13 protein-coding genes and 1 pseudogene are annotated in these 11,731 nt (G+C 58.3%); 6 read left to right on the top strand and 8 right to left on the bottom strand.

The features are described 5' to 3' along the window. Nucleotides 1–24 precede the first annotated feature (24 nt). Genes HMPREF2888_RS05005 through HMPREF2888_RS05020 form a run of 4 tightly spaced genes read left to right on the top strand, consistent with a single transcriptional unit; the run spans nt 25 to nt 3,082 of the window. Nucleotides 25–1,428 carry a CCA tRNA nucleotidyltransferase gene (locus tag HMPREF2888_RS05005; protein WP_070455773.1) on the top strand — a complete coding sequence of 468 codons (1,404 nt, stop codon included), beginning with the start codon at nt 25–27 and terminating at the stop codon, nt 1,426–1,428. A 3-nt stretch (nt 1,429–1,431) separates the two neighbouring features. After that, nucleotides 1,432–2,028 carry a YqgE/AlgH family protein gene (locus HMPREF2888_RS05010; protein ID WP_070518420.1) on the top strand — a complete coding sequence of 199 codons (597 nt, stop codon included), beginning with the start codon at nt 1,432–1,434 and terminating at the stop codon, nt 2,026–2,028. A 17-nt stretch (nt 2,029–2,045) separates the two neighbouring features. Next, on the top strand, nt 2,046–2,750 hold the full coding sequence (locus HMPREF2888_RS05015) for an AzlC family ABC transporter permease (RefSeq protein ID WP_061925471.1): 705 nt from the start codon (nt 2,046–2,048) through the stop codon (nt 2,748–2,750). Then, nucleotides 2,750–3,082, top strand: coding sequence for a branched-chain amino acid transporter permease (locus HMPREF2888_RS05020; RefSeq protein WP_061925468.1), 333 nt, complete (start codon nt 2,750–2,752; stop codon nt 3,080–3,082). Before HMPREF2888_RS05015 ends, HMPREF2888_RS05020 begins: the two co-directional genes overlap by 1 nt. 20 nt (nt 3,083–3,102) lie before the next feature. Here HMPREF2888_RS05020 and HMPREF2888_RS05025 read toward each other — a convergent pair whose 3' ends face one another. Both HMPREF2888_RS05025 and HMPREF2888_RS05030 read right to left on the bottom strand, forming a co-directional pair. Next, entirely contained in the window at nt 3,103–3,414 is a 312-nt protein-coding gene (locus tag HMPREF2888_RS05025; protein WP_070518422.1) for a hypothetical protein, read from the bottom strand. After that, a complete protein-coding gene (locus HMPREF2888_RS05030; protein ID WP_070518424.1) occupies nt 3,411–4,370 on the bottom strand; it encodes a bile acid:sodium symporter family protein in 960 nt (319 codons plus the stop codon). Before HMPREF2888_RS05030 ends, HMPREF2888_RS05025 begins: the two co-directional genes overlap by 4 nt. 28 nt (nt 4,371–4,398) lie before the next feature. On the opposite strand from HMPREF2888_RS05030, the gene HMPREF2888_RS05035 reads away from it, so the two are divergent. Continuing rightward, the gene (locus tag HMPREF2888_RS05035; RefSeq protein ID WP_070518447.1) at nt 4,399–5,463 is read left to right on the top strand and encodes an NADH:flavin oxidoreductase/NADH oxidase; all 1,065 of its coding nucleotides are present in this window, start codon (nt 4,399–4,401) and stop codon (nt 5,461–5,463) included. Nucleotides 5,464–5,536: 73 nt separating this feature from the next. On the opposite strand, the gene HMPREF2888_RS05040 is transcribed toward HMPREF2888_RS05035, so the two are convergent. Both HMPREF2888_RS05040 and HMPREF2888_RS05045 read right to left on the bottom strand, forming a co-directional pair. After that, on the bottom strand, nt 5,537–5,908 hold the full coding sequence (locus HMPREF2888_RS05040; protein ID WP_070518426.1) for a Rieske (2Fe-2S) protein: 372 nt from the start codon (nt 5,906–5,908) through the stop codon (nt 5,537–5,539). A gap of 236 nt (nt 5,909–6,144) precedes the next feature. Continuing rightward, nucleotides 6,145–6,600: an SdpI family protein gene (locus HMPREF2888_RS05045; RefSeq protein ID WP_061925457.1), complete on the bottom strand. Its 456-nt coding sequence runs from the start codon at nt 6,598–6,600 to the stop codon at nt 6,145–6,147. A 167-nt stretch (nt 6,601–6,767) separates the two neighbouring features. Here HMPREF2888_RS05045 and HMPREF2888_RS05050 point away from each other — a divergent pair, with 167 nt between their 5' ends. Next, nucleotides 6,768–7,985: a dicarboxylate/amino acid:cation symporter gene (locus HMPREF2888_RS05050; RefSeq protein ID WP_070518427.1), complete on the top strand. Its 1,218-nt coding sequence runs from the start codon at nt 6,768–6,770 to the stop codon at nt 7,983–7,985. 112 nt (nt 7,986–8,097) lie between these two features. Here the strand turns inward: HMPREF2888_RS05050 and trpA are convergent, their stop codons facing one another. The 4 genes and pseudogenes from trpA to HMPREF2888_RS12465 all read right to left on the bottom strand — a co-directional run. Beyond that, complete coding sequence (gene trpA, locus HMPREF2888_RS05055; RefSeq protein ID WP_070518428.1) at nt 8,098–8,916, bottom strand: tryptophan synthase subunit alpha; 819 nt, start codon at nt 8,914–8,916, stop codon at nt 8,098–8,100. Then, nucleotides 8,916–10,130, bottom strand: a complete 1,215-nt coding sequence (gene trpB, locus HMPREF2888_RS05060) for a tryptophan synthase subunit beta (protein ID WP_070518430.1) — start codon at nt 10,128–10,130, stop codon at nt 8,916–8,918. Before trpB ends, trpA begins: the two co-directional genes overlap by 1 nt. 37 nt (nt 10,131–10,167) lie before the next feature. Beyond that, nucleotides 10,168–11,544: a bifunctional indole-3-glycerol-phosphate synthase TrpC/phosphoribosylanthranilate isomerase TrpF gene (trpCF, locus tag HMPREF2888_RS05065; RefSeq protein WP_070518432.1), complete on the bottom strand. Its 1,377-nt coding sequence runs from the start codon at nt 11,542–11,544 to the stop codon at nt 10,168–10,170. Beyond that, nucleotides 11,537–11,731, bottom strand: a pseudogene (locus tag HMPREF2888_RS12465) (hypothetical protein); the annotation flags it as partial. The gene trpCF and the pseudogene HMPREF2888_RS12465, both read right to left, overlap by 8 nt.

Here is an 11,731-nt window from a genome sequence, read left to right on the forward strand (position 1 = left end):
GTTAATCGTAGTAGACTCACATCCGTGAATTTTCAGGACACTCAGCTAAACGGCGTTGAAAAGACTCTAGCCTCGCTCAGTGGCCTCGCAGAGCAATTTCGTGCTCGCGGAAACCGGCTCTATCTAGTCGGCGGCTCTGTGCGTGACGCGTTGTTGTCGCGCCTCGGCCACGATCTCGACTTCACCACGGATGCGCGTCCCGAGGTGGTCCAGGAGATCTTGGAAGGCTGGGCCGAAAAGGTCTGGGATACCGGCATCGACTTCGGCACTGTATCGGCCGTCTATAAAGGCCAGCAGATCGAGATCACCACTTTCCGCTCCGATTCCTATGATGGGGATTCCCGTAACCCCGAGGTAGTCTTCGGCGACACCCTCGAAGGCGATCTGGTCCGCCGCGACTTCAAGGTCAACGCCATGGCCATCGAGCTCAAGGAAGATGGGTTTGAGTTTCACGACCCGATGGGTGGCCTAAGCGATCTGCAAAACAAGATCCTCGATACTCCTGATAAACCGGAGATCTCTTTCCACGATGACCCGCTGCGGATGCTGCGTGCTGCGCGCTTTGCCTCGCAGCTGGAATTCCAGGTGGCAGATCGCGTCAAGGCCGCGATGGAAGAAATGGCCGGCGAGATCCGCCGTATCACCGTCGAACGCGTGCAGGTAGAGCTGGATAAGCTGATCCTGGGCAAGCGCCCGGAAACGGGCATTGACCTGCTCGTTGATACCGGAATCCTAGATCATGTTTTCCCCGAGATCCCGGCGTTGCGTATGGCGCCCGATGAGCATGCACAGCACAAGGACGTCTATGTCCACTCGCTGACCGTGCTGCGGCAGGCCATCGATCAGGAGGAAGAGCCGGACCTTATCCTGCGCTGGGCAGCCTTGCTTCACGACGTCGGCAAGCCCGATACCCGCGATACCACCAACGGCAAGGTGACCTTCCATCACCACGAGGTCGTAGGCGCGAAGCTGGTGCGCAAGCGCCTGCGCAAGTTGAAGTACCCCAAGGCCACCACCGAGGCCATCGGCCAGCTGGTCTACCTGCACATGCGCTTCCATGGCTTTGGTGAAGGCCAATGGACCGACTCCGCCGTGCGCCGCTACGTCACCGACGCGGGCGATCTCCTTCCTCGCCTGCACAAGATCGTGCGCGCCGATTGCACTACCCGCAACGAAAAGAAGGCTCGCCGCCTGCAGCGCACTTACGATCACTTGGAAGAACGCATCGCGGAGATCGCTAAGAAGGAAGATCTGGCCAAGGTGCGTCCGGATCTCGACGGCAACGAGATCATGGAGATCCTCGGTCTGCAGCCCGGGCCGGAGGTTGGCCAAGCTTGGTCTTATCTTAAGGAATTGCGCTTGGAGGAAGGCCCGCTGGGGCGCGAGGTTGCTATTGCGAAGCTGCGTCAGTGGTGGGAGTCTAGGTAAGTAATGTATGCCGATAGACTTTTCAATGCCCTAGAGCGCAACGAGCCCGCCCCCGGCCAGCTTTTGATCGCTGCACCGGGCATGCTTTCTCCTGAATTCGCTCGCTCGGTGATCTTGGTGATCGAGCACAACGACGTGATGACCTTCGGCGTCGATCTGACCAAGCGTTCCGAGGTGGCCGTGTTCAACGTGCTTCCTGAGTGGCTGCCCCTCGTGGCTAAGCCGCAGGCGCTTTACATCGGTGGCCCGATGAATCAGCAATCCGTCATAGCGCTTGGCATGACTAAGCAGGGCGTGCGCATCGAGCAGGAGCCACAGCTCAACAAGCTTGCCCCGCGCCTGGTGCACGTGGATCTGCGTGCCGAGCCCGAGGAGATCGCTGAGCTTGTCGACGGCGCGCGTTTCTTCGCCGGCTACGCGGAGTGGGGCCCTGGCCAATTATCGGAAGAAATTTATCGCGGCGACTGGTATGTTGCTCCGGCGCTTGCGCAAGACGTGCTCACTCCCGGTGCCGCTGACCTGTGGGGCGATGTTATGAAGCGTCAGCCTATGCCGCTGCCTTTGTATTCCACATACCCGGCGAATATTAATGACAACTAATGATCTAGTATTTGCGCATGCGTGAGGAGATTCTTAAAGGTCTGAAAGATACTGCGCCGGTAGCCTTAGGACTCGTACCGCTTGGACTCGCGTTCGGAATCCTGATTGTGCAAACCGGCTACGACTGGTGGTGGGCTCCCATCTTTTCCACCGTTATTTATGCGGGTTCGATGGAGTTCCTCGCCATCAATATGGTTACGGCAGGCACTAGTGCAATTGCCTCGTTGGTCACTGGTTTCATGGTTAACTTCCGCCATATTTTCTACGGGCTTACATTCCCACGAGATAACATCCACAGTCGTCTGGGCCGCGCCTATGCCACTTATGCGCTAACCGACGAAGCCTATGCCATCGTTTCCTCCAAGCCCAAGGATGAGGAAGTTAGCGGCCCACACATCCTTACTATTCAGGGCCTGATTCAGTCCTCCTGGGTGTGCAGCGGAATCGTTGGCGCTCTTGCCGGCCAGGTTATCCCCGCGGATATCAAGGGCCTCGAATTCGCCCTCGTGGCGCTCTTCGTCGTCCTGACCATGGATGCCTTCCAAAACAACAAGGATTACTCTCTGCCGCTTTCCGCAGCAGTGTGTGGCATTCTTTCCGCGGTGCTGTTTCCGGGGCAGGTTCTCATGGTCGCACTGGCAGCCTATTTCTTGCTGCTGTTGATGCGTCACTTCTCTCCGCGTCTGGATACCGCAATGATTCTGCGAAGGGGTGAGCGTTAATGCCAGCAGGCGTAAGTCTGTCCATGGTAGCGGCGGTGTTGTTGCCAATCTGCGTCGTTACTCTGCTGTTGCGTGAGCTGCCCTTTTCCTTCATCAAGGCGCTGAAAGGCAGCCAGTTCATCGGCCTACTCGGTATGACCATGCCGGTGGGCGTTATGACCGTGCTGGTGGTTTATACCGTCTACGGACAAAAAGAAGCGCCCGGCGGAATCCTCGCCGCCTTGATTGGTGTGGCGATTACTGCCGGGCTGCACTGGTGGCGAAAGAGCTCCGCTTTCTCGATCTTCGGCGGAACTGCCGCTTACGTGCTTTTAGTTAACTTCGTCTTCTAACGCTTCCACGCCGAAGCGTCCTATAGGTCTCCGTAGAGCGCCAAGGCCTCGGTCCACAGTGCCGTGAAATCCTCTTCGGAGACATGCTCCGCGCTGATATTCGGGTAATTGTCGTAGGTGTTTGGGTGCGGCACCGTGGACTGCGGGATGTCGGCGTTTCCCACCGATTTATTTGGGGTGGCGGCGCCTGCCACGGCGTCGTTTGGCGCGAGCGCAATCATGCGCAGCATGGTGCAGGTCTCGGCGTCTACTTCTTCCATTTCCGCTACGTGAATGGCGGAACCGACGCCCGGGACCTCTATGGTGGTGCGGATGTACATCAGGGTGCTCATGACTGCCCAGCATACCGGGCAGCCAGCCAGGAGCAGATCATCAGCTGAACCTGGTGGTAGATCATCAGCGGCAGGATCAAAAGCCCCAGTGAGGTCCCACCTGCCGCGAAGATAACTGACGCCATGGGCAGCCCGGTGGCGAGAGACTTCTTGGAACCACAGAATTCGATGGCGATTACGTCCTCGCGCCCGAACCCGATGTGGGAGCTTATTATGCGCGTTAGCCACAGCATGAAGGCCACCATCGCGATGGAAAGCGCCACGAGGAACACCAGCTCCCAGATCTTGATTGAGCCCCAGATGCCGTCGACCACTCCCTTGGAGAAGGCGCCATAAACCACCATCGTGATCGAACCACGGTCGACGATCTTTGTGCCTTTGTTAGCGGCAAAGTCCTTTACCCAGCGACGCGTGAGTTGACCTAAAACGAAAGGTGCAAGCAGAAGCAGACTGATCTCCAGGAAGACTCCCCCGTCTACCGATATGCCATCTCCCGCGCCCATCAGCGCCATGACTAACAAAGGAGTTAGGACGACTCCGACTAGGTTTGAGGCCGAGGCAGACACGATGGCTCCCGCGACATTTCCTTTCGCCACCGAGGTAAAGGCCACCGAGGATTGCACTGTTGATGGCACCAGCGTCAGGAACAGGATTCCCAGATACATGTCCTGTGAAATGAATGCCGTAAGTGGGCGAAGTGCTAATCCCAGCAACGGATAGGCCACGAAAGTAAAAGCCAAGATCGTTAAATGTAAGCGCCAATTCTTCAGGCCTGCCAGTGCCTCCGCAGTAGAAAGACGAGCACCATAGAGGAAGAACAGCAGCGCAATAACGATGTTCGTTAACGAGTCGAAGACTGCGGCAAATTCTCCTCTGGCTGGGAAAACAATAGCAACTATTACCGCGGAGACGATGAGCAAGATGAGCGGATCTATCTTCTTGAGGCGCGAAATCATGAGCAAATCTTATCGGTAGCATGTGTTCATGACTAAGTTATTTACTCCGCTAACCCTGCGCGGCGTCGAGTTTCCCAACCGCGTGTGGATGCCGCCGATGTGCCAGTATCAGGCAGTACAAGGCGTACCTCAGCCCTGGCATATGGTTCACTATGGCTCGCATGTTGCCGGCGGCTTTGGCCTCAGCATCGTAGAGGCCACCGCCGTCTCCCCAGAAGGCCGCATCTCCCCGCAGTGCGCCGGTATCTGGACCGACGAGCAGCGCGATAAGTGGAAGGAAATCGTCGACTTCGCGCATAGCGTTGATGCTCGCATTGGCATTCAGCTGGGCCATGCCGGGCGCAAGGCTTCTACTTATCCGATGTTGCCCGGCTATGCACGCGGCTCCGTCCCCGTCTCCGAAGGTGGCTGGGAAACTCTAGGCCCCTCGCCCATCGCTTATCCCAACTATGCGGTTCCACGGGAGATGGCTCCTGCCGACATCGCGCGCGTGGTGGAAGACTTTGCCGCCGCGGCAAAGCGCAGCGTCGAGGCTGGCTTCGACACAATCGAGCTCCATATGGCGCATGGCTACTTGCTGCACAACTTCTTGAGCCCGTTAAGCAATCAGCGTACTGACGCTTATGGCGGCAGCCTAGAAAACCGTTTGCGCCTTCCCCTTGAGGTCGTCGACGCAGTGCGTGCGGTAATCCCCGAGGAGATGCCGCTTATCGCGCGTGTCTCTGCCACCGATTGGATCTTTGATCGTCCAGCCTGGGATGTCGAGGACACCGTCACCCTTGCTGTGCGGCTGCGTGAACGTGGGGTCGACCTGATTGACGTATCTACCGGCGGCAACGCGCATGCCGACATTCCGGTTGGACCTGAATATCAGGTGGATTATGCCACTAAGGTCCGTGAAGCGGGCCTCCCGGTTTCGGCGGTTGGCCTCATTACTGAGCCGCAGCACGCCGAAGAAATTCTTGCTGCCCATCGTGCCGATGTCATTGAGGTTGGCCGTGCCGCTCTGAAGGATCCCTATTGGCCGCGACGCGCTGCTGAAGAACTCGGTTCACCGTTGGAGGCGCTCCCCTCCTATAGCCGCGCTCGGTGATTGTGTCTTAATGTTTTGGCGCTATTAATCAAAAGAGCGAGTGTTTCACGTGAAACACTCGCTCTTTTTGGCCTTAAGCCGAGACGTTCTTAACCTTGTCGCCCTCGGTCTCGACGTCATATTCGGTTAGCGGTTTGGTTCCAGGGCCGTCGATGACGGAGCCGTCTTTCAAGTTGTAGGAAGTAAAATGCGTGGTGCAGGTTGCCGTCATCTCGTCGATCTGGGTGATTAGGCTGCCCTGGTGTGGGCAAGTCTGCGAGTATGCTTTAAACTCACCCTTCTTGGGTTGCGCGAAGATGACCTTGTCTACAATGACGGCCGAGCCGACCGGAACCTCGGTGGCTGCGATTTCTGCGCTTGGTTCCTTACCGCATGCGGCAAGGTAGGCGCCCGCGAAGGTGGTTGCGGAGCCGAGAAGGAAGATGCGACGTGAACACTGAGTCATGTGTCTACCCTATCGCATTCTTTCGGAAAATCGGCTCAGTTTCCTTTCGGTCGGTGAGGCCAAGTCTTGGAATAAACAAATTCTTTATACTCCCCATTTTCGGCTGACATTAGTTGCCAATCTTAAAGTCACTCATGACGATAAGTCCTTAGACTATCTGATTTGTTAATTAACGTCACTGTGTCTTTACAAAACGCTATGAAAATAGCCCCCGCGGCGCGAGGGCTGAAGGCTTGCTAGGCGTGATCTGCTTGCTCGGCTGCCTTGCGGAGCGCCCCGAGATCTACCTCGGGTTCGGTGGAGCCGCATCCATCGTCGCCACAGTTGCAGCTGTCACCGCAGCCCTCTTCTGCCTTGTGGGCTTCATCCCACAGGAAGGCTGCGCGAGAACCCATGTTAGATCCGATGGACAGCGCCAGGATGGAAATCACAAAAGTCAGGGCCGGGATGGTCCACATCCAGCCGCGTGCGGAGATCGCCACGACTCCGCCGAAGAGCAAAGAGACACCAGCCAGCATCCAGAATGGGCCGGCGATTGCATGAGCATTGTCCCAAGCTTCCTTAGTCTTGCGGATTTCTACCAGGCGGAGGCCCACGACACTATTACCGGGGAGCTTACGCGCGGTGGCGAGGCCGCCCACGATGAGGAAGATGGCGGCGAGGGTAAAGAAGATGATGGCTATCGCGAGCATGTCCCCTAGTTTATCCCTGAATTTGCCAGAAGAAAATCCAGCTCTTCGTGGGTTCGCGGCGATTTTACGATGAGTGTGAAAAGCTGCTCGTTTGGTAATATTCTGCTCGTGTTGCGCCAAAGAAAGCAGTGGTCACACGCACCACATAACAATGAAAAGAAAGCTAAATGAACCTCAAGAGTATTACTAGCTCTTTGCTCTTTAAGATCGTCGCCGCGATCATATTGGGCATTGCTGCCAGCTTCATTCTGCCGGAATGGGCCGCGCGCATCTTCGCCACCTTCAATGGGCTCTTCGGAAACTTCCTGGGCTTCTTCATCCCAGTTCTGATTTTCGCTCTCGTGGCGCCTGCGATTGCGGGGCTTGGTCGCGGCGCTGGCAAGTGGCTCGGAATGACGGTCGCACTCGCGTATGGCTCCACGATTCTCGCGGGCTTCATTGCCTATGGATTGTCAGTCGCGCTTTATCCAACGATGCTTGCGGGCCAGACCATCGATACCAACGTTTCCGATATTGAGGAAGGCGCGCTGCAGCCCTACTTCACCGTGGATATGCCGCCACCTTTCGAAGTAATGTCGGCGTTGCTTTTGTCCTTCTGTATCGGCGTTGCGATGACTGCGGTGAAATCCGACACTCTCTACGCGGTGACTAAAGAGCTGGAAGCCGTCGTAGTCAAGATCATCTGGGGATTCGTCGTTCCGCTTCTGCCGATCTACATCTTCGGCATGTTCTTGTCGCTGGGAATGAATGGCAATCTTGGCGACGTCCTCGTTGCCTTCTCTAAGGTGCTTATCCTCGCCGTCGTCATGACCATCGTGTACCTTCTCTTCCAGTACCTGATCGCTGGCGCAATCGCGCGCAAGAATCCCTTCGTCGCGCTAAAGAATATGGCGCCGGCCTATTTCACCGCGCTGGGTACCTCATCCTCAGCGGCCACGATTCCGGTCTCCCTAGAGTCCGCGCTTAAGAATGGCATCTCCCGTCCGGTGGCTGGTTTCGTCATTCCGCTCGGCGCAACCATCCACATCTCGGGCTCGATGATCAAGCTGACTCTGTACGCTTTCGCCATCGTCACGATGACGGGCATGGATGTTTCCTTCGGCGAGGCGGCAGGGTTCATCTTCCTTCTGGCCATCATGATGGTTGCTGCGCCTGGCGTCCCAGGCGGTGCGGTGATGGTTGCGGTGGGTCTTCTGCAGGCAAACATGGGCTTCGATGATTCCCTCGTGGCGCTCATGATTGCGGCATACATTGCCATCGACTCGGTCGGTACCGCAGCGAATGTCACGGGCGATGGTGCAATCGCGATGATTGTGGATCGCTTCGCGCGCGGCAAGATTGAGGGCCTTGACAAGGAGACCACTACCCCAGCCGAACAACAGTAAGAGCTGTTCTTATAGGCGCTTAATCCAAAACTAGGACCCGAGGAAAGTTCATGCGAGAACTTCCTCGGGTCTTTTTATATGCGTTTTGATGCGCTCAGTTTTTTAGGTGCCGCTACTTCTTGGTCGCCGCCTTCATGGATGCGACGAAGTCGGTGATGTTTTGCTTAAGGGCATCGACATCAATGTCGGTTTCACGTGAAACGTGCTTCTCAATGATCTTGGTGATTGCGGAGCCGGTGATAGCGCCCGCTGCGCCGGCGGCGATGGCGTCGGCAACATGTTCTGGGGTGGAGATGCCGAAGCCGAGGAGAACCGGAGCGCCTTCGAAGCGTTTGACGTTGGCAACCACCTCGTCGAGGCCGCGGGTCTCTGAGGCTTTCTCCGTACCAGTCACGCCATCGCGGGAGATGGCATAGATGTAACCCTTGGAGTACTTAGCCACGCCTGCCAAGGTCTTCTCGCTCGCCTGTGCCGGTGCGATGAAGATTGGGTCGACGCCAGCCTTTTCCGCGGCCGCGACGAATGGGGCGCCTTCGCGCACCGGGACGTCGGGAAGCAGGATGCTATCTGCACCCGCATCGTGGAACTCCTGATAGAAGTTCTCGATGCCGCGGGTGAATGGGACGTTGCCGTAGATCAACATGCCGATGGGAAGCTCCGGAAACTCGGAGCGAATCTGCTTGATCTGCTCAATTGCGGCATCGACGGTCGCGCCGTTGGCCAGCGCGCGGATGTGCGAGGCCTGAATCGTCGGGCCATCGGCAACTGGGTCAGAGAAAGGAACGCCCAACTCGAGGGCGTCAGCACCGCCGGCGACGGCCGCGCGGACGATCTCCAGAGCTACTTCCGGAGAGGGATCGCTCAGCATGATGAAAGGAACGAATGCTCCCTCGTCCTTGAGGGCAGCAAACAGGGTGTCGTAGCGGCTCATTAGTTTTCCTCCTTGAGGCGCAGCTGTGGGTTCTGCTCGAGGGTGTGGCGGACGTGGTCGATGTCTTTATCGCCGCGGCCAGAAAGGGATACGAGGATGGTGATGTCTTCTTCTTTACGCTTCAACGCATAGGCGAGGGCGTGGGAAGATTCGAGGGCCGGGATGATGCCCTCCTTCTTGCTCAGTAGCTGAAAGGCTTCGAGTGCCTCGGCATCGGTGATGCCGACGTACTTAGCGCGGCCGGTCTTAGACAGGTGTGCGTGTTGTGGGCCGACACCCGGGTAATCCAGGCCGGCGGAGATGGAGTAAGACTCCTCTACTTGGCCGTCAGCATTGCGCATCAGATAGGAGCGCGCGCCGTGGAGGATGCCCACCGTTCCGTTGTTGATGGTGGCACCGTGCTTACCGGAGTCGAGGCCCTCGCCTCCTGGCTCAGCGCCAACTAGCTCGACTCCCTCGTCCTCGATGAAATCGGCGAACATGCCGATGGCGTTGGAGCCGCCGCCGACACAGGCGACGACGAGGGCCGGCAGTTCGCCGGTTTGTTCAATCATCTGCGCCTTTGCCTCTTCGGAAATCACCTTGTGGAACTCGCGCACGATGGTTGGGAACGGGTGTGGGCCGGCTGCAGTACCGAGGAGATAGTGGGACTCGTGGAAGGTTGCGGTCCAATCGCGCAGTGCTTCGTTAACGGCGTCCTTGAGGGTGCCGGAACCGGTGTCGACGGGGACGACCTTGGCGCCCATGAGTTCCATGCGGTAGACGTTGGGTTGCTGGCGCTCGACGTCCTTGGCTCCCATGTAGACCACGCACTCAAGGTCGAGCAGCGCGCAAGCCAGTGCGGTGGCGGTGCCGTGCTGGCCGGCGCCGGTCTCTGCGATGATACGGGTCTTGCCCATGCGCTTGGCCAGCAGAGCTTGGCCGATTACCTGGTTCGTCTTGTGTGCGCCGCCGTACACCAAGTCCTCGCGCTTGAGGAAGATGCGGGCCTTGCCGCCTAGCTTGGTTGCCTCGGTCAGCGGAGTCGGGCGGCCGAGGTAATCCTTCAGGTAGCCGGCGAGCTCCTCACGGAAGGAGGGATCGTTCTGGGCATCTACGAAGGCTTGCTCAAGCTGATCGAGAGCTGGGATGAGAGATTCCGGCACGAATTGCCCGCCGAATTCGCCGAAGTAGGCCGGGAGCAAGGTTTCCCTGGTTTCTTGTGTTTCAGTCATGTTCTTTCCTGTGTCGGGGTGTTGTGAAGAAGGCTATTTAAGGATTTGTGTAGTTGCGGATGGTTTGGAAGGCGCGGGCGATGAGGCCAGAGTCCTTGCCGCGGGAGGTCTCCAATCCGGAGTTGAGGTCGAGGCCGGCGGCGCCGATGGCGAGCGCGTCCTCCAGATTCTCGAGGTTGAGTCCCCCAGCGAGGAGGGCCGGGACATCACGTGGAACCGTGGACCAATCGAAGGTCTGCCCCGTGCCGCCGCGGCCGGTGTCGAGAACGAGGAGATCCGCGTCTCCGGCAAGCGCCCGCGCCAAGTCCGGGGCATCCGGCGCCGTCATATCGATGGCACGCCAGACAAAGTTCGAATGCTTGCGGGCCTCCGCGATGAGCGCGCGCTCGGCTTCGACGCTCCCCTGATATGGGGCATGCAGCTGGATTGCGTGGATGCCCTCGAATGCAATCTCCGCGAAGTTGGAGGTGCGGCGCGAGACCGCAACGTAGCGCAGCCCCGGCTCGTGGCTGATGATCTGTTCCGCAGTTTCACGTGAAACATTGCGCGGAGAGTCCTCCTCGAAGATGAGTCCACCGTAGATGGCACCGGCCGCGCGGGCTGCCTGTGCCGCGGAAGGAGTGCTGAGTCCGCAGACCTTATTGTCGCCGTAGACGAGGCGGCGCGCGGCCAGGTCAATGTCCGGCTGGCTCGTCAGTTGAGAGCCGACGAGGAAAGCGTTGGCGTGGCCGCCGATGCGACGCACCGTCTGGTTATCGCGGATTCCTGACTCGGAGACAATGATCTTGCCTTGCGGAACATATTCCGCGAGCTTTTCCGAACGCGTCAGGTCGATGCTCAGATCGTGGAGGTTCCGATTATTGATGCCGATGATGTCGACGCCGAAGGCGACGGCGCGGTCGACCTCCTCCTTGGTAATCGCCTCCGTCAGTACGTCCAGTCCTAAGGAATCGGCAAGGGCTTTCAGCTCGGCGTAGGTCTCGTCGTCGACGATGGACATCATCAACAAGACGGCGTCGGCGCCGTAGTAGCGCGCGGCATAAACCTGAATCGGGTCGATGATGAAGTCCTTGCACAGCACCGGCAGATGTGTGGACAACGCGACGGTTTGCAGATGATCATAATCGCCGCCGAACTTATCGGGCTCGCACAGTACCGAAATTGCCGAGGCATAGCGGGAGTAGATGCGCGCGATGGTGCCCGGCTCGTAGTGCTCGCGGATGAGCCCGAGCGAAGGCGAAGAAGACTTGCACTCCATGATGAAGCGATTGGTGCCATCCAGGGCGTCGTAAAGCGAACGCTCCGACTTCGGCAGGTTCGCCAGATCCACGTGGGCGATGCGCTCACGGATCTCCGCGAGGTGGGTGCGACGCCCCGCGACGATCCCCTCCAGCACCGTTGGCAGCTTAGGCATAGTTCGCCTCCTCGTGGGTGCGCAACCAATCGGCTACCTGGCCGGAGTCGATGATTTCCTTCGCGTGGGCGACGCCCTCGGCGATGGTTGCGGTTTTGCCGTAGAGATAGAACATCGCACCCGCCGCGGCGACGATGGCATCGCGGTGTGCGGGCTTGCCCATTACGTTGTTAGCAGTTCCACCCCA

This window comes from Corynebacterium sp. HMSC077D03 (assembly GCF_001808545.1).
Classification (GTDB): domain Bacteria; phylum Actinomycetota; class Actinomycetes; order Mycobacteriales; family Mycobacteriaceae; genus Corynebacterium; species Corynebacterium simulans.